Source organism: Paenibacillus sp. CAA11, assembly GCF_003060825.1.
Lineage (GTDB): Bacteria > Bacillota > Bacilli > Paenibacillales > Paenibacillaceae > Fontibacillus.
The window spans coordinates 4,325,147-4,348,263 of sequence record NZ_CP028922.1; the positions used below are offsets into that span (position 1 = coordinate 4,325,147).

Consider the following 23,117-nt stretch of genomic DNA (forward strand, 5'->3'; position numbering starts at 1 on the left):
CCTCCTTCTAGACGCGACCAAGGTCGTTCACTGCTTTGTCCAAGCTTTTATCGTAATACTGAATGACTTGCTGGTTGGCTTCATACGCCTTCTGAGCAGCAAGCAGATCCACCATTGCCTGGGCTGTATCCACATTTGAAGTTTCCAATGAGCCTTGACGGACCTCTGCCGTAGCAAAGGCCGGATCGTTCGCAGCCAAGGCTCTTACGCCAGCCGCCTGGGCATCCTGTGCTTCGAATACGCCGTGACCGTCACGAACAAGCTGGTTCGGCAGGGTGACTTCACTGATTCGAAGCTGGCCGATGGCATTGCCATTTCGGCGAAGCACGCCTTGTCCATCCACCGATATCTGATCCATGGAAGTTCCGGCTGGCAATGTGATCGGATTGCCGTTCGCATCGAGCACTTCATAGCCCTGTGCGGTCAGCAGCTGACCGGCTGCATTAACGTGGAAGCTGCCGTCCCGCGTATATTTCTCCTTACCGTCCGCATCACGCACGGTGAAGAAGGCCTGAGGCTGATAGACGACCGTACCGTCATCGCCAACATATTTTCCATTCGCATCAAAAGTATAATTCTGGCCGGTGGCCGGATCTTGAAGCTCGAGATTGGAGACAAGCGCAAAGTCACTGCTGCGCCCTGTATCACGGACCACTCCTTGTGTAAAAGAGGACAAGCTCTCCTCAGCGAATACACCAGTGTTCAGCTTACCGATCCGTTTCACGCCCGGCTCATTACCTCCAACCATAGAAATCAGCATCTCCGGAAAAGACCGTGCGACACTATTCACCTGCTTATATCCGGTTGTGTTGATGTTGGAGATATTCTGAGTCACCGTGTCGTGCAGTCGCTGCTGGGTCATCATCCCTGCTGCAGCCGTATAAAGTCCTCTTAACATAGAAAGCCTCCGTTCATAGCATGAATTGCATGATCTTGCTAACAATTTATTAGAATTGCTCTGTTGTGAGCAATAATTATCTTAAGTCGCGTCTAAGAGCATATACCTTTATATCGGCAATTAGAATTTTTTCTTTATGACTTTATCTAAATTATCAAGCATAATCCCTGTGCCTTTAACTACACAGTGCATCGGATCCTCTGCTACGAGCACAGGCACCCGCAGCTCCTCGGCCAGAAGCTCGTCCAACCCGTTCAGCAGAGCGCCTCCCCCGGTCAGAATAACCCCGCGGTCGATAATATCCGCAGACAGCTCCGGTGGAGTGCGCTCCAGCACCGATTTGGCGGAAGCTACAATGGAGGATACGGAATCCCACAGAGCTTCCTGTACCTCAGTCGAAGAAATCGTAACCGTCAGAGGCAGTCCGGATACCATGTCACGGCCACGAATGTCCATCTCCGCCTTGCGACCATCCGGATGCACCGTGCCGATGCCTATCTTGATATCCTCTGCTGTTCGCTCCCCGATCAGGAGCTTGTACTTCGACTTGATATAGCGAATAATGGCAGCATCGAACTTGTCCCCCGCCATTTTAAGCGAAGAGGCTGTGACGATATCCCCCATGGAGAGCACTGCCACATCTGTCGTTCCTCCGCCAATATCTACAACCATATTGCCACTCGGCTCATAGATATTCATACCTGCCCCAATGGCTGCCGCTTTAGGCTCTTCTTCCAAAAATACATCCTTCGCTCCGCTGCGTTCGGCAGCCTCGCGAATCGCTTTCTGCTCCACCGAAGTGATATTCGTCGGCGCGCAGATCAAAATGCGTGGACGGCTGTACCAGTTCTTGCCGCCCACACGGTTAATGAAATATTTCAACATAGTTTCTGTAATATCAAAGTCAGCAATAACGCCGTCCTTAAGCGGACGAATCGCCACGATATTTCCCGGCGTCCGGCCAACCATACGTCTGGCGTCTTCACCTACAGCAAGCACGCGTTTGGTGTCGCTCTCAATAGTTACAACGGAAGGCTCGTCAAGCACAACGCCCCTTCCTTTTACATGAATGAGTACATTCGCCGTACCCAGGTCAATACCGATATCCTTGCTCATCGTCAAGTGTCCCCCAAAGCGTTATTTTAAATTGAAATTTATGGTAAAAGAGGCCACGCTGATCTTAGACGGATTGGTTTCGACATGATGATGTAGGATCTGCTAAAATTCGGGACCTATGGATAGAAATCCTCATTCTATTACCATATTTTAAAATATCATACTTCAGGGGACTTCTTCAATAATATTCAGTCCTATACGGTTGATAAACTTATTATTTACCCACTAAGGGGCAGACGTAATCACTTCAAGTTCGTCAGGATTCTCCTTTTTGTATTTGATTTTTGTCGCTTCTCCTCCGCGCAGATGCCGGATCGACTTATGGTACTCGAGAATGTGCTTGACCTGGTCAGCCAGATCTGGATTAATCTCCGGCAGCCGTTCGGTTAAATCTTTATGCACCGTGCTTTTTGAAACGCCGAATTCCTTGGCGATGGTCCGGACTGTATGCCTCGTCTCCACAATGCAGCGGCCTATCTTAATCGTACGTTCCTTGATGTAATCGTGCACGCTCCCGCCTCCCTACTCGAGATAGTTTGGTACATTATATGAGGGGCGTGACCATATATTCTTTGTTTCCAAGCCTGACAAGCCTTGAGGAAACCAATTATTTGCCGGTACAAGCCCTTGGAGGCTGCGGAACAAGGGTGATGAATCCCTTGCCTTGAAGGTGCAGGAAGCCATGCGAACACCAGCATCAAATCACGAAAAAACATAACAATAAAAGGCCAGGGAAGTCGCTCCTCCCAGGCCTTTGTATCCAGAAATTCTGATTGTTATTGCTGCGGAAGCAGTGAAGCCGGATTTACCGGAGCTCCATTCTCATATACCGCAAAGTGCAGATGGCTGCCCAAATCCTTGCCCAGCTCATTTTGGCCGGACTTGGCGATTGTATCGCCCTGCTTCACTTGATCATCCAGCTTGACTTTGACATCGGCCAAGCTCGCATATACCGTCTTCAGGTTATTGGCATTGGTCACTTCAACCAGGTTGCCCAGCAGCGGATGCTGCTCTACACGAGTGACCTTGCCGCCAAGCGAAGCCTTCACCTCGAAGCTTTGCTTGTCTGCGCGGGACAGATCAATTCCTGTGTTCGGTCTGAAGGTGTCCTTATACTCGATCATCGCAGCAACATGTTCCTCGGAAGTCCCGTCACTTTCATAGAAAGGCTTCACGATCTTCACCTCAGCCGCATTCGCAACCGGCCATGCCAAATCCTCTGTAGCTGCAGTGGTCTCAACGGCCTTCTCTTCTTCCTTCACATTCTGCTCTTGCTGCTCAGGAGTACTCATTTCTCCAGATACAGCGGCTGCAGAGGGCTTCTTGTCATCCAGCGGCTTGCGGCTGGTGTCCTGATAGACCCACACTAACGTTAGGATGATTGCCGCTGCGGCCACGTATGCTGCCGGGTAGATCCATCGTTTGGACAATAGTTTCTTCCAAGAGGATACCGGAGCGACCGGCTCTCCCATTACTTTTTTAGGAGATTCCTCTGGCAATTGCTGTTTGTTCTTTTGTTCATTCATATGGTTATCACCTCAGTAACCAGTGTTACCGGGCATAACTCTTTTATACTTGCTTTATAGCAATTTTTCTCAAAAAATCTTACAGAAACTCAGACACTCGCTGAAATTGAATTCCAGTATAATAGTGTTCCAGAATTTGCTTCACCTGATAGCCTTCGGCTGCCATCCCGTTAGCCCCCCATTGGCTCATGCCCACCCCATGTCCATAGCCGTATGTTGTAATAAGCGCCTTACCCTCCTTGACTTGAACCGTAAACTGGCTTGAACGCAGCCCCAGCTTCTCCCGCACCTCACGCCCGGTGAATTTATGACCGGCTATAGCAATCTCTTTGACACTGGCCCCTTTGGTCTTCGAGAGAATCTGAAAAATCCCTTCTGTTCTCACACGGCTCAATTTAGTCAGTCCTGACGCCGGAACAGCCGTCTCCTCCGGCAGATCCAGCTTGGTGAAGACCTCTTTCAATGAGAGACTCACAGTCTCTTTATATTTCGGGTCAATCTTCGCTTCCCAAGGGCTCGCTACACTGCGCAAATAGGGAATCTTCTGGCTCCAGTAATCTTCCGAATTCTCGGTTGAGCCGCCGCTCGCTGAAAAAAACGAGGCCGTGATCGGCTTCCCCTTGTAGGTCATGATTAACCCGCGAGTTTCCGCCACTGCCTTCTTCAGCTTGGCCAGCGCATCGCTGCGGCCTGCTTCTTCCCACTTAGCCAGCTTCGCCTTGGACAGATAGGCCTGATGCCGGACCGTATCCGTCACATCCGCGCCGCCGCCCGGTACGCCGCTGCGATCAGACGCGGCCAGGCGCCGTACGATGAAGGTCCGGGCGGCAATAGCCTGCGCCTTGAGCGCCTCCAGCTCAAAGTCTGCCGGCATCTCGGCGGCGATCACGCCGGTCACGTACTCCTCCAGCGGCAGCGTCTCCACCGCCCCGGTGCCCGTCAGGTATACGGACACCTCTTGGGCAGCCGCATCGTCCGTGACCGCGGGCAGCTCCGCGGCGGCAGCAGGCTGCGCCGCCGCCGGGCGGGACACCGCCGGAAGCGAGGCGGCATCCCGCGCCTGCTCGCTGCCGCGATCTACCAGCGCCGCGGGCAGCAGGATCGCAGCCGCAACCAGCGCGCATGCCCCAATGGCAATGCGGCGCCCGCCGAAGCGCGTACTACCGCCCCAGCGGAGGCGGAACTTCGCCGCAGGGGCTGCGGACTGCCGCCGCCCCGCCTTCAACACAGAAGAGACTGACTTCATTCTCTCTGAAGCGTAGGGCTCCCGCGCCTGCACAGATTCTCTTTTCCCTACTTCATTGGAATCTTCAAAGGCTATATGTAATTCTCTCTGGACCTTGTCCTCCTCTGGAACGATAGGTTTCGGCTCACTTTCAAAAGAAGCGGTTAAACCCTTGCCTTCTCTGGAAGTGACCCTAAGGTTCCAGGATGGTCTGCTATCTCTCATCTGCGCTTTCCTTCCCTTCATGTGTTCTAGTGATCTGCTAACTATCTCTATCTCGAACTTCTCTATGCCTTATAGTTATGAAACTCCTACGTTTACTAGAACCTCAAGGCTGACCATCCTATCATTGAACACTAAAACGCACATAACTAAATTTAATATAAAAAATATAGTAACATTATTATTGACAGTAACAAACTTTTACTGTAATCTTGGATCAACAAAACAAAATCATTTCAATCGTAAAGGGGATATAAATAATGGCTGCAGATTGGGGTTTGCTTATTATTCGCATCATCGTAGGTTTGGCTTTTGTAGGGCATGGTGCCCAGAAGTTGTTTGGCTGGTTCGGAGGCTATGGACTTAAGGGTACGGGCGGATGGTTCGAATCCATCGGGGTGCGTCCGGGTGTACTGATGGCGTTTGGAGTTGGCTTGTTTGAGCTGGCAGGAGGCCTTCTCTTTGCCCTAGGATTTTGGATGCCGCTGGCTGCAGTGCTTATTGTGCTTCCTATGATAGGAGCGATTGCAACCGTACATGGCAAGAATGGCTTCTGGGCTACGGCGAACGGATATGAATTGAATCTCGTATTCGCGATTGTCGCTATCGGCATAGCCTTGATCGGTCCAGGCTCTTACAGCCTATAATTTCTGAAATATGAACGAGAAAGAGCCGAAGTCTTTCCCTAAATGGGGTTGACTTCGGCTCTTGTTATGATGAAACCGTGCTGCGCGTTACTTACGAATTGCGGGTCTGTAAAGGCAGCCACTCAAGGACCTTCTGAATTTGCTCGTCCCAATACTCCCAGTTATGATCGCCTGGCCCGAACTCGGTCGTAATCTCGTAATTCACGCTTGCCGCCGTTTCCGCAAACTTGCGATTGTCCTCATACAGGAAATCCTCAGTTCCACAGCATTGATAAATGGCTGGCTTAGGCCCCTGGTTTCTTGCTGCCTGCTCCAGCAGCCATAGCACATCCTCCTCTGTACCTGCAATTTCCCGTTCTCCATATACAAACTTCAGCGTAGACTCCAGATGAACGTCAGCATGTCTCGCTCTCTCCGCAATATCTGTAACCCCTGATAGGCTGGCAGCTGCGGCAAAACGCTCTGGCTGGCGCAGCGCCCATTTCAGAGCACCGTATCCACCCATCGAGAGCCCCGCCACAAACTGATCTTCTCTCCGGTCAGATAGTGGGAAGAATTGCTGTGCCAGCTGCGGCAGCTCCTCCGACAAGAAGGTCCAGTAACGCCCTCCAAACTCCATGTCCGTATAGAAGCTTCGATGCACATTCGGCATCACCACGGCAATCCCTAAGGGAGCCACATAGCGTTCAATAGAGGTTCTGCGCATCCAGATAGATTCATCATCACTCAGACCATGCAGTAAATACAGCACAGGATGCTTCCCCGATATAGCCCTGCCTTCCATGCCGATCTGCTGACGCGTCTCCTGCGGAAGAATGACCTGCATGGATGTGCTTAACCCAAGCACCTCGGAGAAAAATTGGCAAGTTAAAAGAGCCATCAATCCTTCATCCTTTCATCGTTCTAGATTGGTACCGCTTTCAATAACTATGTAATACTTATTTCCGATCGCTTCCCTGGCAGGGGAGGCTCTTCGGATATGTTCAGTATATCACTTCCAGGCTTTCTTGGTGACATCCTTCCTATGTATAAAAAAATATAAAAAAGCCCTCCTAAGTAATTCTCATTACTTTCGGAAAGGCTTTAGGCATAACATCTATTTTACGCCAAAGTAGGCTGTACCTTAAGAACGGGTACGTCCTTCGACACTTTGTCTTGAGCTGCTGCGCGAGTCTCCTCGTTCAGTTCGACACGCCAAATATCTGCTCCTAGCCCAGACAGTTTCTCAGCTAAATTTACGTAGCCGCGATCAATGTGATGCGTACCGCTAACTTCAGTAGTACCTTCTGCTACCAGACCCGCGATAATGAGCGCTGCTCCTGCACGAAGATCTGTCGCGCATACCTTGGCACCTGTCAGTTTGGATCCACCTGTAACGATCGCTGTGCGGCCTTCTACCTTAATCTCGGCATTCATTAGGCCGAACTGCTCTACGTGCATAAAGCGGTTCTCAAACACCGTCTCCGTCACTACACTGGTTCCCTCTGCCTTCAGCAGCAAAGCCATCATCTGAGACTGCATATCTGTTGGGAAGCCTGGGTAGGGCAGGGTCTTAACATCTACCGATTTCAGTGGATGATCTGCCTTTACGCGAACCCCGTTCTCCTGAACATCAATGGTTACACCCATCTCTTCCAGCTTAGCAATGACCGGTCCCAAATGATCTGCGATAGCTCCCTCAACAAAGACGTCTCCGCCGGTAATGGCAGCAGCGATCATGTAGGTACCAGCTTCTACGCGGTCTGGAATTACAGTATGCTCTACACCATGCAGCTTCTCTACGCCCTCAATGCGGATGACGCCGGTGCCTGCTCCGCGGACAATAGCACCCATGCTGTTCAAGTAATTAGCCAAATCAACAATTTCCGGTTCTTTGGCAGCATTCTCGATAATCGTTGTACCGGAAGCCAGCGTTGCGGCCATCATGATATTCTCAGTTGCACCTACACTAGCAACATCAAGATAGATCTTCGCGCCGCGGAGTCTGCCTTCGCTCTTCGCCTCAATGTATCCTTGACCGAGATTGATTTCCGCACCCATCGCTTCAAAACCCTTTAAATGCTGATCAATCGGTCTTGTACCGATGGCACAGCCTCCAGGCAGCGAGATGCGTGTATGTCCCATACGGGTCAGTAAAGGTCCCATGACCAGAAACGAAGCCCGCATTTTGCGTACCCATTCATAGGGAGCTTCGCAGGATACAAGTTGACTGGCGTCAACCGTAATCACTTCCTCCTGATCATATGTAACTTTTGCCCCGAGTGACTCCAACACCCGGCTGATCGTCCTTACATCGTCCAGAGGTGGTGCATCGCGAATGATGCTTACCCCTTCTTCACCTAGCAAAGAAGCTGCGATAATCGGCAGCACTGAGTTTTTTGCTCCGCTAACTTTTACGTTCCCGGTCAACACGTTGCCGCCGCGGACGATAAATTTGCTCATTATGGTTCCCTCCGCGCGTTCATTTTCTCTTTTCTCACCATGTAAGATGCAACACACATTTTCAGATTGAACTAAATTTCATCATACCATTTTTAAAAAACACCGCACAAGTACAATTCACGGATTAAGTTCCAAAGCCCTAGCTCCGATAAACTGCGGCAGTTGGATAAACAATCGATTACTATAAGATTCTTATCCCCATTGTTGACACAATAATTTGATGTTATTCGACAAACACTGCTTAATTAGTCTATCACACATATAACCAAAGACCCCCGGCTTAAAACAGATAGCGCAGCATTTGCGTGTAACCCCAGTAATCCATGACGAACGCTGCGACAAATCTGCCCAGCACAATCGCCAGGAGCAAATGCAGCAGTTTTCCCTGTGGCCCCTTGGGCTGGCGGATGAACAGATCCAGCTTCAGGTTTTGCAGTGCCCACCATGACAGGACAACACAGACCAGAGACACAATGATGGATGTCAGGCCGTTTGCCGCAATTGATGTAGACATCTGATTCGTTATGGAATCAACCACGATTAACTTTCCTCCTGCACGAACCCGGATGGACTTACAGGCCGGTATGATGACCGCCCATCTTCGTACACGATAATACTATGCGGAAGAACCACATTCGGTTAATAAGTTCCATTTAGTATATCGGTATCCGGTTTGTAAAATTATAGACCTTCTATATCATACTTGCCAAGCACGGAATAATCCAGTTTTAATTTCCGGAAAAATTCGGCTTTTTTAGGAAATTGCCATGAAAATCGAAATGAAATTTCGCTTCACAGCTTGTTAACTTGTTCATATTAAAAAAGCCGGCACCCTTAAACAGAGTATCCGGCTTCTTTTACTATTCTTTGCGACTGGAAGACACGTTGATCCGAGTAACTGCTCTTTGCAGAGCCAGTTCAGCCCGGCGGTGATCAATATGATCCTGGCTTCCATGACTTGCCAGACGGCGTTCTGCACGCTCTCTGGCGGCCTTGGCACGCTCGACGTCAATATCCGAAGATAGCTCGGCGCTTTCAGCCAGAATAATCACCTTCTCCTTCTGCACTTCAATAAATCCTCCGTGGACGGCGATTGCCGCGCGTGCTCCCGCCATCTTTACATTGATAGGGGCTACTTGAAGCGGAGTCACCATAGGAATATGGCCGGCCATAATGCCAAATTCCCCTTCCGTGCCACGCACGGTGATGCTATCGACTTGCTGGGAGAAAACCACGTGCTCCGGTGTGACGATTTCCAACAAAAAGGTGTTCACAGCCATCACTCCTATACGTTTTCGGAGCGAATAACCAGCCTGCCAGACAAAAGCTGGCTTACAGGGTCTTCGCTTTCTCCACAGCTTCCTCGATTGTACCTACAAACAGGAAAGCCGCTTCCGGCAAATCATCATGCTTACCGTCCAGAATTTCTTTAAAGCTGCGCACGGTTTCGGCAATTGGAACATACTTGCCCTTAAATCCGGTGAACTGTTCTGCCACGTGGAAAGGCTGGGACAAGAAGCGTTCAACCTTACGGGCACGGGCTACGATCAGCTTGTCATCCTCAGACAACTCATCCATACCCAGGATGGCGATGATATCTTGAAGCTCTTTATAGCGGGCAAGCAGCTGCTTAACCCCTTGAGCTACATTATAATGCTCTTCGCCTACAATTTCTGGAGCTAGAATCCGCGAGCTGGAAGCCAGCGGATCCACCGCTGGGAAGATCCCTTTCTCAGAAATTTTACGCTCCAGGTTGGTTGTAGCGTCCAAGTGAGCAAATGTTGTCGCAGGAGCCGGGTCTGTATAGTCATCGGCTGGGACATAGATCGCTTGGATGGAAGTAACGGAACCCTTCTTGGTAGAAGTAATCCGTTCCTGCAGCTGACCCATTTCTGTAGCCAATGTCGGCTGGTAACCTACGGCGGAAGGCATACGTCCGAGCAGGGCGGATACCTCAGAACCCGCTTGAGTAAAGCGGAAGATATTATCGATAAAGAGCAGTACGTCACGGCCTTCCTGATCACGGAAGTATTCAGCCATGGTAAGTCCTGTTAGGGCTACACGTAGACGCGCGCCTGGCGGCTCGTTCATCTGACCGAATACCATCGCCGTTTTGTTGATAACGCCGGAGTCAGTCATTTCATGATACAAGTCGTTACCTTCACGAGTACGTTCGCCTACACCGGCGAATACAGAGATACCGCCGTGCTCTTGAGCAATGTTATTAATAAGCTCCTGAATAGTTACCGTCTTACCTACACCTGCACCGCCGAAGAGGCCGATTTTACCGCCTTTCGCATAAGGAGCAAGCAAATCGATAACCTTGATGCCGGTCTCCAGAATCTCGGATTGTGTGGAGAGCTCTTCAAAAGCTGGTGGTTCACGGTGAATTGGAAGCTTGGTAGTCTCTGCAATATCACCTTTATTATCGATAGTTTCACCCAGTACGTTAAATACACGACTTAGTGTAACTTCACCAACCGGTACGGAGATTGGAGCGCCGAGGTCTACGGCCTCCGTGCCGCGGACAAGTCCATCAGTGGAGGACATTGCAATACAGCGCACCACATTGTCACCCAAGTGGTTGGAAACTTCCAAAGTCAGTTCGCTAGAGCGTCCTGCTTGTTCATCACTGGCAATTTTAATAGCGTTGAAGATTTCCGGAAGTTGACCGCGTTCGAACTCGATATCGACAACCGGACCCATAATGCTGACAACGCGTCCTGTGTTCATCTTTGTTTCCCTCCTCAAGGTTTGCAGACAGCGGCTCTTGCCCTATTCATCCGGCTTATCCCTAAGCCCTTATGAGTAGGCAAGATTCGGAAGGTTCCGCTTAAGCCGCAAACTGTCATTATCCCTTAGCTAGCTATTTCAATAATTAAGATTGCGCGTTCGCACCTGCAACAATCTCTGTAATCTCCTGCGTAATGGCCGCTTGACGTGCACGGTTATAAGTCAGCGTCAGTTCGCCGATCATCTTCGTCGCATTCTTCGTCGCACTGCCCATTGCCGTCATCTTCGCGCCAAGCTCACTCGCCTTGCCTTCAAGCAAGGCACCGTAAATGAGCGTCTCTGCATATTTCGGAAGCAGTACTTCAAGCACGCCCTCAGGGGATGGTTCATATTCATAAGACGCTTTAATTGCGCCATCCACTTTATCGGTCTTCACCTGTTCGAATGGCAGCAGGCGATCAACGGTTGGCACTTGAGTAATCGCGTTCACGAACCGGTTATAACAGAGATAGATCTCATCGTACTGTTCTTCTTCAAAGCCGCGTACAGCTGCATTGGCCACCGCCTTGATGTCAGCAAACGAAGGCGTATCTGACAGCTCGGTAACTTCACCTACAACTGGAAGGTCGCGGCGGTTGAAATAATCGCGTCCTTTACGTCCTACTACGAACAGTCCGTATTCTTCACGGGATCTGTGGTTATTCGCAATTGTGTCCATCACTTTGCGAAGCACGTTGGCATTGTAGCCGCCAACGAGCCCCCCGTCGGAAGTGATGACAATGTAAGCCGTCTTCTTCACCGGGCGGGAGACCAGCATCGGATGAGATACCCCTTGTGTCCCGGCAGCAATGCTGGTGACAACCTCTTTCAGCTTCTCTTCATAAGGGCGCGCGGCTTGCGCTTTCTCCTGCGCCTTTCTCAGCTTGGCCGAGGCCACCATTTCCATTGCTTTCGTGATTTGGCGGGTATTCTGAATACTCTTGATCTGACGTTTGATCTCGCGGATTCCTTTTGCCATGATTTCACCACCTCAAAACTTTGAGCAAAGCTCAAAGTTACTTCGAAAGCATTCACTTAAAGTTTTGGCAAAGCCAAAACTCGCATCATACAACGTTCTATGACAAACCGAAGCTTTGGCGAAAGCCAAAGCCGGTTTTCACTATAAAAATTAAGCCTTAACAGCAAAGCCCTTCTTGAACTTCTCAATAACATCCTTAAGAAGTGTCTCGTTGTCCGAAGTCAAATCCTTCGTGTCACGGATCGACTGCAGCACTTCGTCATGCTGGCTTTCCACAAAAGACAGGAACTCTGCCTCAAAGCGGCGAACATCACCGAGTGGGATATCGTCGAGATAGCCCTTAACCGCTGTGTACAAGCTGATTACCTGCTTCTCAACAGGGAGCGGTTGGTGAACGCCTTGCTTCAGGATTTCCATCATACGCGCACCGCGGTTCAGGCGGGCTTGTGTAGATTTATCCAGGTCAGAGCCAAACTGCGAGAACGCTTGAAGCTCACGGTATTGGGCCAAGTCCAGACGGAGGGAACCCGCAACCTTCTTCATCGCCTTAATTTGTGCCGATCCGCCTACCCGGGATACGGAGATACCGACGTTGATCGCCGGACGCTGACCTGCATAGAACAGGTCGGATTCCAGGAAGATCTGACCATCCGTAATCGAGATTACGTTCGTAGGAATATATGCCGATACGTCGGACGCTTGGGTTTCGATGAACGGCAATGCGGTAATAGATCCGCCGCCAAGCTCATCGCTCAGCTTCGCCGCACGTTCCAGCAAGCGGGAATGCAGATAGAATACGTCACCAGGGAATGCCTCACGGCCTGGGGGACGACGAAGCAGCAAGGACAATTCGCGATAAGCCGCTGCCTGCTTCGACAAGTCATCATAAATAATAAGGACGTGTTCGCCTTTGTACATGAAGTACTCGGCCATGGATACGCCCGCATAAGGAGCAATATACAATAGTGGAGATGGCTCAGAAGCAGATGCAGTAACTACGATGGTGTAGTCCAATGCACCATGGCGGCGCAGCGTCTCAACCACATTAACTACTGTGGATTGCTTTTGGCCGATGGCAACATAGATACATTTCACGCCATTGCCCTTCTGGTTAATGATCGCATCGATAGCGATCGCTGTCTTACCGGTCTGACGGTCACCGATAATCAATTCCCGTTGGCCGCGTCCAATTGGAACCATCGAATCGATCGCCTTAATCCCGGTTTGCATCGGTTCATGAACCGATTTACGATCAATAACGCCTGGAGCATTATTCTCTACAGGACGGAATTCCGTAGTTGCGATAGGACCTTTGCCGTCAACCGGCTGTCCAAGCGGGTTCACAACACGGCCTAGCAGAGCATCCCCTACAGGAACCTGCATGATCTGTCCGGTACGCTTCACTTGGTCACCTTCACGGATTTCAGTGTAAGGTCCGAGGATAACGACACCGACATTGCTTTCTTCCAAGTTCAGAGCAAGACCTACGACGCCGTTCTCAAATTCAAGAAGCTCGTTAGCCATAGCGTTCTCAAGTCCGTGAACACGGGCGATCCCGTCGCCGACTTGAATAACGGTTCCGACCTCGGTCACTTCGATTTCGGTTTTATATTGTTCGATCTGACTTTTAATCAGTGTGCTGATTTCTTCAGGTCTGATACTCAAGTGTTTCACCCCTATCTACAGTGCTTGTCTTCGAAAAGACTTTTCAAGCCGTTCCAGCTTGCCCGCGAGACTGCCATCATACAGCTTGTCGCCAATGACAACCTTCATACCGCCAAGCAAACTGGTATCCACTACATTCTCAACGCGGATTTTCTTCTGAACCAAAGCTCCGAACTCTTCAGCTACTTGCTGCTTCTCTTGCTCATTCAGCGCGTAAGTGGTGTACACCACCGCGTTGGCAAGACCAAGAGCAGCACTGCTGATGTTGATATAACTGTCCAGCAGCTCGGATAAGATCTCCGTTCTACCGCGTGATACAAGCATTTTCAGCAGGGAGATAACCGGAGCGGACAGGCGTCCTTCCAGGCTCCCGCCAATAACCTGCCATTTGGCCGATTCCGCCACACTGGGTGAAGAGATGAAATTCAAGATACTCTTATCGGAAGTAAGCGCCTGAACAGCCGCTTTTAATTCCTGCTCCACCTCAAGCGTGCGTCCTTCCTGCGCAGCAATCTCATACAGCGCCTTGGCGTAACGTTTGGCTACGACCGTATCGCGGCTCATGATTTCCCACCGACCTCTTTGAGGTATTGGTCCACCAGCTCTTCCTGCACATGATCTTCCTTAACTTCTTTTTCAAGCAGCTTGGAAGCAATTTTGACAGAGGCTACACCAACTTCGGTACGCAGCTGCTCCACCGCTTTGTTCTTCTCGTTCTCGATATCGCGAACGGCTTCATCTTTCAGACGTACGGATTCTTCCTTAGCAAGTTCAATAATTTGAGCCGCTTGCTTGCTGCTCGTTTGTTTGGATTGTTCAATAATATCGTAAGCTTCTTTGCGCGCTTGCTGCAGAGCCTGCTTCTGTTCTTCTACATATACACTTGCCTGTTCCCGTGTCTGCTTGGCTTCTTCTACTTGCTGCAGCACCAGCTGACGACGTTTCTCCATGACGTTGAAGAGTGGACCGAAAGCATACTTATTCAACAGCCAATAAAGGATTAAAAAGGCAATCAGCGCAAATACTAGAGATGTCCAGTTAAAACTCAATCTCAGTCACTCCTTTCCGGTAAGGCGGTTCATTTCACCGATATCGGCCTCGCTCATCACTCAATTGAAGCCAAAAAGAGAAGGCGCGGACGGCAGTTGCCTTCCCCGCCAACCCTTTATCATTATGGTTAAGCACCTACATAGAAAATGAACGCAAGAACGACACCGATGATCGGAAGGGCTTCGACCAGACCTACACCGATAAACATAACTGTTTGAAGAGAAGACTTAGCTTCTGGTTGTCTAGCAATACCTTCTACTGTCTTACTTACGATCAAGCCGTTACCAATACCTGCGCCGAGGGCACCCAAACCTACTGCAATTGCCGCAGCAATATAAGCCATAACTCCCATTACAAAAAGCCTCCTTAAGAATGTGAATTAAATTTAGTATATTTACAGGCTAAGAATAAACAGGCTGTTAACCGGTTCATACTTAACAATGAAACACTTCGCCACCCACGCTAATGCTCTTCATGGGTATCAATAGCTTGAGAAATATAAACGAAAGTCAGAATCGTAAAGACAAACGCCTGAATGGAACCGACAAAGATACTGAACCCTTGCCATACCACAAGACCAGCAACGGAACCAACCCAGCCAACTGCACCCAGCTTCGTCATACTCAGGAGTACCGAGATCAGAACCTCACCGGCAAAGATGTTCCCGAATAGACGCATACCGTGAGTCAGCAATTTGGACAGCTGCTCTATAATATTAATTGGTAGGAAGAAGACAAATGGCTGGACGTAATGCTTTAAATACCCTTTTGTATTCCTCGTCAATCCTAGGAAATGCACCATCAGGAAGATCATAAGTGCAAGACCCATCGAGACCCCAGCATCAGCTGTAGGTGATTTCCACCACCCCACACCGACTTCAATCTCTTCATGCTCTCCAGATGCAGACTGTTCAGCTTGAAGCTTATCGATCTGCTCTGTTACAGTAACAAGCGGCTTCCCGAAAATCGCAGCATGCTCCTTGTCGTGATAGTCAGTAACAATCCCGAAAGGTAGTCCAAGCATATTGCTGACAAAAATGAACATGATTAAGGTCATGCCAAGAGATAAGAAGGCTTTGCCTTTCTTCATATCCATCGAGCTGGAAATGAGCCCCTTAACAAAATCCACAACCCACTCCATAAAGTTCTGAAGCTTGCCTGGATTCTCCACCGACAGATTTCGAGTCGCGAGGAAAGCAATCAGAAAAACGACGGCGCAGGAGACAACCAGCATGAGAATGACAGACAGGTCAATATTAATGCCATGCCATTCAATAATCGGTGATTCATGCAGCATGTTATTTTCACCCCTTTCCCGCTTTGCGTTCTTCTCTAAGTGAGTAGATAATTCCCAATATCAAAAGAAGAAATTGAGCAAAAACTAGGCTTGCCATCACCGCTACCTCATTAAAGTAATGCGGATATTCCAGCGGTAACAAGATGGCACAAATTGATGTGGCCAGCCGTGTCCCAAAACCTATTCCTCTGCCTGCTTTGCCTTTCCCTGCGGCAGCATTGGTAATCTTCCTGACCTTATAAGCCATATGCAGCACATTCAAGCAGCTTACAAAAGATCCAAGAATTAAACCATGGGCAATTGGACGGTGTGTTGGAAGGGCTGCGGATATCACAAGGCAAAAAGCGGCAAAAAATAGAACTACCCGGACAACAACTATTCGATATTTGGACAGTTCATTCATCGCTTTCCCTCATTATCCTTCGAATTACTCCTACTGCTCCTGCCACTCCGACGACCATTCCTGCGAGAACGCCTACCAGCACCCATACCTGCCGATTTCCCAGGTGGCTTCCCAGCCAAGTTCCCAAATAAAAACCGGCGATTGTACAAGCGGCAAATTCAATGCCGATTGCGCTCACGGTGCCTAGCATAATCCAGATGGAACGATCGTTTTTCGTGTTTTTCTCAGTGTTATCAGAATGTTCAGGTTTGTCCATTTCTGTCCCACCCTCGGAATTCTAGTTCATTTTACTTAATCAAAATAAACTTTGTCAATTGAGGGAACATCTGATCACAAGGCGCGAAAAGAAGCCTTGAAACCTGATTTTCATTTTCATTTCTACAAACCCCTACAAACCGTACAGTTTAACTGTATGCTGTACGTTCCAATCTTAAAACTACGCTTCGTTTTCATTTGTGAACTTTGTGTGAAATTGTTCAGGACGTTCGCTTATCAGGCCGAAATGATGAAGAATCGCATTGACAATTCTCTTCGATGCCTGCCCATCTCCGTACGGGTTGGCGGCCCGACTCATGGATTGATAAGCCTCTGGATCACTGAGTAATGCTTTTGTCCGCTCATACACCTTCTCTTCTTGGGTTCCGACTAACTCCAGCGTCCCCGCCTCAATTCCTTCAGGCCGCTCTGTCGTATCCCGCAGCACAAGTACCGGCACGCCAAAAGAAGGCGCTTCTTCCTGTAAACCGCCCGAATCCGTCAATATTAAATGGGTATGCGGGTAGAAGTTATGCAGGTCGACTACATCCAGCGGATCAATCAGCTTAATACGCGGATGGTTGCCAAGAATTTCGTATGCAGGCTCACGAACAGCCGGACTAAGGTGAACCGGATAGCAGATCGCCACATCCTCGAACTCATCGGCGATGCGTCTTACCGCACGGAAGATATTGCGATGCGGCTCCCCTTGGGATTCACGGCGGTGTGCTGTCATCAGTACCAGGCGCTTGCCCTCGGCCCAGGTCAGTACTGGATGGCTGTAGTCCGGTTTTACTGTATATTGAAACACATCTGTCACGGTATTGCCTGTGATATATATGGTTGACTCTGATTTATTCTCTTTGCGCAGGTTCCCTGCCGACCAATCTGTAGGCGCAAAATGCAGATCTGCGAGCACACCGGTCAGCTGGCGATTCATTTCCTCCGGATAAGGCGACATTTTGTTCCAAGTACGCAGTCCCGCTTCCACATGTCCTATCTTAATCTGCTGCATGAAAGCTGCATAGCTTGCCAGGAACGTGGTCAGCGTGTCCCCGTGCACAAGCACGATGTCTGGCTTCGCTTCCTTAAGAACACCTTCAAGGCCTTGCAGCACCCGAATGGAGATCTCATTCAAGCTTTGACGCTCCTTCATCACGTTCAAATCAAAGTTTGGCTCAATCTGGAACACCTCAAGCACTTGGTCCAGCATTTCGCGATGCTGCGCCGTTACACAGACAATGGATTCGATATGCTCCGGGTGCTTCTGCAGCTCCAGAATAAGCGGAGCCATCTTAATCGCTTCAGGTCTAACACCGAAGATTGTCATTACCTTGAGTTTGTTCTTCATCATTTGTCCCCCGTTTCTCTCTTGAAAAAAAGAGGGTGGCTTCCATACGCGTAACCGTCCCTCTCTTTAAGTCATATCTAAGCTTGTCCCAACGGATTATTTCGTTCCATACAGCCGGTCGCCGGCATCACCCAGGCCTGGAATAATATAACCATGCTCATCCAGACGCTCATCGAGTGCGGCAACATAAATGTCTATATCCGGGTGTGCCTCCTGCACAGCCTTAACGCCTTCTGGTGCCGCGATCAGATTCATCATCTTGATCTGCGTGCATCCACGCTTCTTAAGCGCATCGATCGCCGCAATGGCAGATCCGCCCGTAGCAAGCATTGGATCAATTACAATGAGTTCACGCTCTTGCACATCCGTCGGCAGCTTTATGTAGTATTCAACCGGCTGCAGTGTTTCCGGATCGCGGAACAAACCGACATGACCCACCTTGGCTGCCGGAAGCAGCTTCAGAATACCGTCTGTCATCCCTAATCCAGCGCGCAAGATTGGAATTAGCCCCAGCATCCGCCCGGAAATTACACGCGACTCGGCTTCCGCAACCGGTGTCTGCACCTTAATCGATTCCAAAGGAATATCTCTCGTAATTTCATAAGCCATCAATGTAGCAACCTCATCGACAAGCTCGCGAAAATCCTTCGTATTCGTCCGCATATCACGGATAAATGTTAGCTTGTGCTGAATCAACGGGTGGTCGCACACGATCAGTTTTCCCATTTTTCGTCCCTCCGGTATCATGCTCATTCTTCTCATCCTGACATCCGCTTTATTCCAGATTGTCCATAAATCTTGTCCATTATATCACTTGGGGATTCTCTTTTCACCTGTAGGGGATATCTTTCATGCAAAGAGAATTCAACAATTCCGTGAGGTGTCAAGGATATAAAAAAATCTCCCGCACCTCTCTAGGCGCAGGAGACCTTCATATCATAAGCTTCGCTTCCAATTAGTATTTCATGTTCGGATAAATCGGGAACCGATCTGTCAGCGCCGTAACCCGAGTACGAGCTTTGTCCAGCACTGCTTCATCCTTCGGAGACTTCAGCGTGTCGGCAATGATCTTGCCGATCTCTACCATCGCCTCTTCATCCATGCCCCGCGAAGTCGCTGCCGGTGTACCGATACGGATACCGCTGGTTACAAACGGGCTGGTTGGATCGAATGGAATCGAGTTCTTATTGACAGTAATTCCGATGGAATCCAGTACATGCTCGGCGTCTTTACCGGAAATGTTCAGATTGCGCGTATCAACCAGCATCAAGTGATTGTCGGTACCGCCGGATACCAGATTCAAGCCTTCAGCCAGCAGAGTTTCCGCCAGCTTCTTAGCATTCTTCACGATATTCTCAGCGTAGGTCTTGAAGGACGGCTGAAGAGCCTCCCCAAAAGCTACAGCCTTGGAAGCAATCACATGCATCAGCGGGCCGCCTTGGGTTCCCGGGAATACTGCCTTGTCAATCGCCTGGGCCCAAGACTTACGGGTCAGAATCATGCCGCCGCGCGGACCGCGCAGCGTCTTATGGGTCGTAGTCGTCACAAAGTGAGCATGAGGAACAGGGCTTGGATGAAGGCCGGCCGCAACCAGTCCTGCAATATGAGCCATATCCACCATGAACAATGCGCCTACGTCGTTGGCAATTGCGGCCATTTTCTCGAAATCAATGGTACGCGGATATGCGCTTGCACCTGCCACGATCAGACGAGGGCGATGTTTAAAAGCAGCTTTGCGCACTTCATCATAATCAATCAGGAAGGAATCCTCTTGTACACCATAAGCTACGAAGTTGTACAGCAGGCCGGAAGCATTGACCGGACTTCCGTGTGTCAGATGTCCGCCATGAGCAAGGTTCATGCCAAGCACGGTGTCGCCTGTCTTGAGAGCAGCCAGATACACGGCCAGGTTCGCCTGTGCTCCGGAGTGCGGCTGCACATTCGCGTGCTCGGAACCAAACAGCTCATTCGCACGGTCGCGGGCGATGTTCTCCACAATGTCCACATGCTCGCAGCCGCCATAGTAGCGTTTCCCAGGGTAGCCTTCTGCGTACTTGTTCGTCAGTACAGAACCCATAGCCTCCATAACAGCTTCACTCACGATGTTCTCGGAAGCAATCAGCTCAATGTTGTTGCGCTGACGCTTAAGTTCCAAATTCATGGCCTCTAAAACGGCCGGATCCTGCTTTCTCAAATGTTCCATAATGCTCATTGTCCTCCCTGCTTTATTATAAAATTTAGTGTATCTCTAATCACACAGCTCTGAACCCTCGGTCTGCGGCAAAGTATATACCGCCCGCTGCCCGCCGATCAGCTTCGGCCGCGTCCATGCTGCTGTAACGCGAGCCTGGCCAACGGAACGCCTGGCTGGTCTGTAGGGGACGGCAACGTGGCGCAGATGCATACCGATCAAGGTTTCGCCGATATCCAGTCCCGCATGGGCCTCGATCTCCTCGGCGAGGCATGGAGCCGTGAAGCGGCGGTATGCGCATGCCGCCATGGAGCCGCCCGCCGTGCGCACCGGAACGGCACTAACCTCTGTCAGCCGCCAAGCTTCAAGCACGCGGCGCTCCACCACAAGTGCCCGGTTAAGGTGCTCGCAGCATTGGAAGGCAAGATCAAATCCGTATTGGGACCTGACTCCCTCCAGCCCTGCATACAGGCTTTCTGCAATGTCTTCCGCCCCTGCGGTTCCAATATGCATGCCTGCCACTTCACTCGTGCTTACACCAATTACGACCAGCTTTCCGGGTCCAAGGGAAGCGGTCTTAGCAAGCTCCTCCAGGATTTCTGCAGCCTGTTTGCCTATAGCAGCTACAGAAGCAACATCCCCATCGTTGACATTCACAGCAAGGGTCCTCCTTTTCCTTAGTCGTACTTTTGTGCTCCTCCTTCTGCAAGGAGCGATTGTCTACATTATAACGGAAAGGGGAGGTAAAGACGAAAAAAAGAGCAGAACGCACGATAAATCTATGCGTCTTGCTCTTTTGCCCAGGCGACCGGCCGTATACTCCAGTGCTCCACCGTGGTTGATCCACATTTGTCGCCAGTTACACCGGATCTGCTATTGTCAGACTTAGCATAAATCATATAACGATGAAATGCAACCTGCAATTATTGCTTCCCCTCACGCTCCAGCTTGGAGAGCAGCTTATCGAGGGCATCCCGGATCTCTGCTGCAGTCCGGTCATAATCTTCCCGACTTCCGCCAAACGGATCGGAAATATCAAAGCTTGGAATCCGCTGCTGAAGCTCGATCATCCGCTGCTGATCCGCAGGCCTCGATTTCGAGCCAAGTGAAGCCTCCAAAGCCTGATTTGCCGCAAGTTCATGCAGCTCTTTCAAATCTTCCATAACCTCAGGGTCATCCAGAGCATATTCCTTCAGCGCAAAAGTCTTGGACGCGGTGAAAGGGAAAGCGTGAATGACTTGACGTTTGTGGCTCTGCGTCAAAGTTAGAATCAGATCGGCCCATTCCGCCAGCTCCTTACTCATAGAGCTCGAAGTCATGCTATCCTCAATCTGATGATCGCGAAGTACCGCTTCGGCATGGCGGGAGATCGACATCCCCTCCATCGCGGCAACCCCGGCTGAGCGAGCCTCGGCCTGAATACCTCTTTCCTTAGCCATCTGTCTAAACAACCCTTCTGCCATCGGACTGCGGCAGGTATTCCCAGTACACACAAACAGAATACGCATTATGCTTACCTCCAACACAGTAGGTCTGTCTTTTACTATCCAAGTATCACAAAGTTTCCTCATTAAATTGTATCAAAAGATAAACATCAAACCAAACACAAAGAGAACAGCTCCACCCGCAGCCTCTCCATAATCGCCAAGGCTTTGCCCAACCCGGCTGCCCAGCATCAGGCCCAGTACAGACATCAAGCCTCCGAAGAACCCAAAAGCCAGTACAGTAATCATCAAATGCGTGTTGAACATCCCCAGCGATACACCAACCGAGAAGGAATCTATGCTTACACTAAGCGCAAAAATGATGGCGCCCAGTAAATGACGATGATTCACAGGCTTAAAGCCTTCACCGCGAAAGGAGCTGTACATCATATGCCCGCCCAGCAGCACAAGGAGCCCTCCTGAGACATAGCGGGCCACGTCTCCCAGAAGATGCCCTACATACTGTCCTGTGAATATACCGAGGAGTGGCATGAGTATATGAAATAAAGCGATCAGACCGCTGATCTTTGCAATCTCCAGCTTGCGCACGCCCTTCATCCCAATGCCAATGCCGAGCGAGAACGCATCCATTCCCAGTGCGACTGCCATGACCAAAATCGTGGTATATTGCCCTAACTGGGCCGCTGCAGACAGCATAGTCTATTCCTCCAAGTCCAGGTGGTTTGTACCACCTTATGCGGACAAGTAGGAAAACATGTCTAGGAGGTTTCGCCGAACAGGTCCATCTGAAGAGGCGGAAGCGAAGGCGGATTCATCCCCAGCAGCCTCATCATCTGCTTGCCGTTGCCGGCCGCATGGCCGCCGGAATTATTGTTGAAGATCATGCATATATTCTGAGCTCCACGGTCTTGCAGCACCTGAAGCCGATCCTTCCATTCTGCAAGCTCGCTCTCACTGTAATCGTAGAGATAGCGCACCTCTCGCCAATTAGGCGCACCGCTCTGATTCCAGCCGGAGGTATTCCGCCCGTGCAGCCGGATGATCGTAAGCTCGGGCGCCGTGGGCTCCAGCACGGTAGGAACCGATCCTTGACCCGCCTGCGGCTCATCGCAGACGATATGAATCCAGTTCTCTTCACGCATAAACTCAAGCGTCTTCTCCTTCATATCTGGCGCATACCAGCTTTGATGGCGAAATTCAAGCGCAAGCGGCAGATTTCCCATCCATTTACGGACCGCCTTGAGCTGTCTGACACTATCCGGGCTGCAGTCGAACCACGGCGGGAATTGAAACATCACCGCCTTCAGCTTACCCGACTCTTGAACAGGCTGGATCGATCTTAGGTAGGCATCGAACATCTCACCCGGCCCGTCAAAAGGAACCTTGCCGCGGGCATGTCCCGTCATGCCTTGATAGGCCTTGAGTATAAATGAAAAGTTATCAGGGGTCTGGTTGATCCAGCGGCGGTACGTCTCCTGCCCCAGCACAGCATAGAAGGAGCTATCCACCTCGACCACGGGAAAATGCTGCGCATAAAGGCTCAGCTTCTCCTTGGCCGGCGTCTTAGCAGGATACAGCGCATCATGATCTCCCCAGCCCGTCAGTCCTATAGATATCATATGGAGGACACCGCC

26 protein-coding genes and 1 riboswitch are annotated in these 23,117 nt (G+C 50.2%); of the genes, 1 reads left to right on the forward strand and 25 read right to left on the reverse strand.

Annotated elements, in window-relative coordinates:
- Positions 1 to 7 precede the first annotated feature (7 nt).
- From DCC85_RS20245 to spoIID, 5 genes are all read right to left on the reverse strand, one after another.
- Positions 8 to 898, reverse strand: coding sequence for a flagellar hook-basal body protein (locus tag DCC85_RS20245; protein ID WP_108467178.1), 891 nt, complete (start codon positions 896 to 898; stop codon positions 8 to 10).
- 120 nt (positions 899 to 1,018) lie between these two features.
- Complete coding sequence (locus DCC85_RS20250; protein WP_108467179.1) at positions 1,019 to 2,014, reverse strand: rod shape-determining protein; 996 nt, start codon at positions 2,012 to 2,014, stop codon at positions 1,019 to 1,021.
- 225 nt (positions 2,015 to 2,239) lie between these two features.
- Positions 2,240 to 2,524 carry a sporulation transcriptional regulator SpoIIID gene (spoIIID, locus tag DCC85_RS20255; RefSeq protein ID WP_108467180.1) on the reverse strand — a complete coding sequence of 95 codons (285 nt, stop codon included), beginning with the start codon at positions 2,522 to 2,524 and terminating at the stop codon, positions 2,240 to 2,242.
- Between the two features lie 266 nt (positions 2,525 to 2,790).
- On the reverse strand, positions 2,791 to 3,540 hold the full coding sequence (locus DCC85_RS20260; RefSeq protein ID WP_108467181.1) for a M23 family metallopeptidase: 750 nt from the start codon (positions 3,538 to 3,540) through the stop codon (positions 2,791 to 2,793).
- A 79-nt stretch (positions 3,541 to 3,619) separates the two neighbouring features.
- The gene (gene spoIID, locus DCC85_RS20265; RefSeq protein WP_234414247.1) at positions 3,620 to 4,990 is read right to left on the reverse strand and encodes a stage II sporulation protein D; all 1,371 of its coding nucleotides are present in this window, start codon (positions 4,988 to 4,990) and stop codon (positions 3,620 to 3,622) included.
- Between the two features lie 257 nt (positions 4,991 to 5,247).
- Between spoIID and DCC85_RS20270 the strand changes: the two genes are divergently transcribed.
- Positions 5,248 to 5,634 (forward strand): DoxX family protein, encoded by a 387-nt coding sequence (locus DCC85_RS20270; protein ID WP_108467183.1) that lies wholly within the window; start codon positions 5,248 to 5,250, stop codon positions 5,632 to 5,634.
- Positions 5,635 to 5,725: 91 nt separating this feature from the next.
- Here the strand turns inward: DCC85_RS20270 and DCC85_RS20275 are convergent, their stop codons facing one another.
- The 20 genes from DCC85_RS20275 to DCC85_RS20370 all read right to left on the reverse strand — a co-directional run bounded on the left by DCC85_RS20275 (position 5,726) and on the right by DCC85_RS20370 (position 23,102).
- Positions 5,726 to 6,514 carry an alpha/beta hydrolase gene (locus DCC85_RS20275; RefSeq protein ID WP_108467184.1) on the reverse strand — a complete coding sequence of 263 codons (789 nt, stop codon included), beginning with the start codon at positions 6,512 to 6,514 and terminating at the stop codon, positions 5,726 to 5,728.
- Between the two features lie 221 nt (positions 6,515 to 6,735).
- Positions 6,736 to 8,076, reverse strand: coding sequence for a UDP-N-acetylglucosamine 1-carboxyvinyltransferase (gene murA, locus DCC85_RS20280; protein WP_108467185.1), 1,341 nt, complete (start codon positions 8,074 to 8,076; stop codon positions 6,736 to 6,738).
- A 280-nt stretch (positions 8,077 to 8,356) separates the two neighbouring features.
- Positions 8,357 to 8,590, reverse strand: a complete 234-nt coding sequence (locus tag DCC85_RS20285) for a DUF1146 family protein (protein WP_199910031.1) — start codon at positions 8,588 to 8,590, stop codon at positions 8,357 to 8,359.
- A 346-nt stretch (positions 8,591 to 8,936) separates the two neighbouring features.
- Entirely contained in the window at positions 8,937 to 9,350 is a 414-nt protein-coding gene (locus DCC85_RS20290) for a F0F1 ATP synthase subunit epsilon (protein ID WP_108467186.1), read from the reverse strand.
- 58 nt (positions 9,351 to 9,408) lie between these two features.
- Complete coding sequence (atpD, locus tag DCC85_RS20295) at positions 9,409 to 10,809, reverse strand: F0F1 ATP synthase subunit beta (RefSeq protein ID WP_108467187.1); 1,401 nt, start codon at positions 10,807 to 10,809, stop codon at positions 9,409 to 9,411.
- A gap of 145 nt (positions 10,810 to 10,954) precedes the next feature.
- Positions 10,955 to 11,827, reverse strand: coding sequence for an ATP synthase F1 subunit gamma (gene atpG, locus DCC85_RS20300; protein ID WP_108467188.1), 873 nt, complete (start codon positions 11,825 to 11,827; stop codon positions 10,955 to 10,957).
- 150 nt (positions 11,828 to 11,977) lie between these two features.
- Entirely contained in the window at positions 11,978 to 13,492 is a 1,515-nt protein-coding gene (gene atpA, locus DCC85_RS20305; protein ID WP_108467189.1) for a F0F1 ATP synthase subunit alpha, read from the reverse strand.
- Positions 13,493 to 13,507: 15 nt separating this feature from the next.
- A complete protein-coding gene (locus DCC85_RS20310; RefSeq protein ID WP_108467190.1) occupies positions 13,508 to 14,056 on the reverse strand; it encodes a F0F1 ATP synthase subunit delta in 549 nt (182 codons plus the stop codon).
- Positions 14,053 to 14,541 carry a F0F1 ATP synthase subunit B gene (gene atpF, locus DCC85_RS20315; RefSeq protein ID WP_108467191.1) on the reverse strand — a complete coding sequence of 163 codons (489 nt, stop codon included), beginning with the start codon at positions 14,539 to 14,541 and terminating at the stop codon, positions 14,053 to 14,055. The genes DCC85_RS20310 and atpF overlap by 4 nt, the downstream gene beginning before the upstream one ends.
- A gap of 128 nt (positions 14,542 to 14,669) precedes the next feature.
- On the reverse strand, positions 14,670 to 14,894 hold the full coding sequence (gene atpE, locus DCC85_RS20320; protein WP_108467192.1) for a F0F1 ATP synthase subunit C: 225 nt from the start codon (positions 14,892 to 14,894) through the stop codon (positions 14,670 to 14,672).
- Between the two features lie 110 nt (positions 14,895 to 15,004).
- Positions 15,005 to 15,838: a F0F1 ATP synthase subunit A gene (atpB, locus tag DCC85_RS20325; protein ID WP_108467193.1), complete on the reverse strand. Its 834-nt coding sequence runs from the start codon at positions 15,836 to 15,838 to the stop codon at positions 15,005 to 15,007.
- A 7-nt stretch (positions 15,839 to 15,845) separates the two neighbouring features.
- Complete coding sequence (locus DCC85_RS20330; RefSeq protein WP_108467194.1) at positions 15,846 to 16,241, reverse strand: ATP synthase subunit I; 396 nt, start codon at positions 16,239 to 16,241, stop codon at positions 15,846 to 15,848.
- Positions 16,234 to 16,497 carry an AtpZ/AtpI family protein gene (locus DCC85_RS20335; RefSeq protein ID WP_108467195.1) on the reverse strand — a complete coding sequence of 88 codons (264 nt, stop codon included), beginning with the start codon at positions 16,495 to 16,497 and terminating at the stop codon, positions 16,234 to 16,236. Before DCC85_RS20335 ends, DCC85_RS20330 begins: the two co-directional genes overlap by 8 nt.
- Positions 16,498 to 16,677: 180 nt before the next feature.
- Positions 16,678 to 17,847: a non-hydrolyzing UDP-N-acetylglucosamine 2-epimerase gene (gene wecB, locus DCC85_RS20340; RefSeq protein WP_108467196.1), complete on the reverse strand. Its 1,170-nt coding sequence runs from the start codon at positions 17,845 to 17,847 to the stop codon at positions 16,678 to 16,680.
- Positions 17,848 to 17,943: 96 nt separating this feature from the next.
- Positions 17,944 to 18,573, reverse strand: a complete 630-nt coding sequence (gene upp / locus DCC85_RS20345; RefSeq protein ID WP_108467197.1) for a uracil phosphoribosyltransferase — start codon at positions 18,571 to 18,573, stop codon at positions 17,944 to 17,946.
- A gap of 229 nt (positions 18,574 to 18,802) precedes the next feature.
- Positions 18,803 to 20,053 carry a serine hydroxymethyltransferase gene (gene glyA, locus DCC85_RS20350; RefSeq protein ID WP_108467983.1) on the reverse strand — a complete coding sequence of 417 codons (1,251 nt, stop codon included), beginning with the start codon at positions 20,051 to 20,053 and terminating at the stop codon, positions 18,803 to 18,805.
- Positions 20,054 to 20,095: 42 nt separating this feature from the next.
- Positions 20,096 to 20,695 (reverse strand): TIGR01440 family protein, encoded by a 600-nt coding sequence (locus tag DCC85_RS20355; protein ID WP_108467198.1) that lies wholly within the window; start codon positions 20,693 to 20,695, stop codon positions 20,096 to 20,098.
- A gap of 134 nt (positions 20,696 to 20,829) precedes the next feature.
- Positions 20,830 to 20,911: riboswitch (ZMP/ZTP riboswitch) on the reverse strand.
- A gap of 50 nt (positions 20,912 to 20,961) precedes the next feature.
- Positions 20,962 to 21,549 carry a low molecular weight protein arginine phosphatase gene (locus DCC85_RS20360; RefSeq protein WP_108467984.1) on the reverse strand — a complete coding sequence of 196 codons (588 nt, stop codon included), beginning with the start codon at positions 21,547 to 21,549 and terminating at the stop codon, positions 20,962 to 20,964.
- 69 nt (positions 21,550 to 21,618) lie between these two features.
- Positions 21,619 to 22,179, reverse strand: a complete 561-nt coding sequence (locus tag DCC85_RS20365; protein WP_108467199.1) for a manganese efflux pump MntP — start codon at positions 22,177 to 22,179, stop codon at positions 21,619 to 21,621.
- Between the two features lie 62 nt (positions 22,180 to 22,241).
- Positions 22,242 to 23,102 carry a DUF72 domain-containing protein gene (locus DCC85_RS20370; protein WP_108467200.1) on the reverse strand — a complete coding sequence of 287 codons (861 nt, stop codon included), beginning with the start codon at positions 23,100 to 23,102 and terminating at the stop codon, positions 22,242 to 22,244.
- Positions 23,103 to 23,117 lie beyond the last annotated feature (15 nt).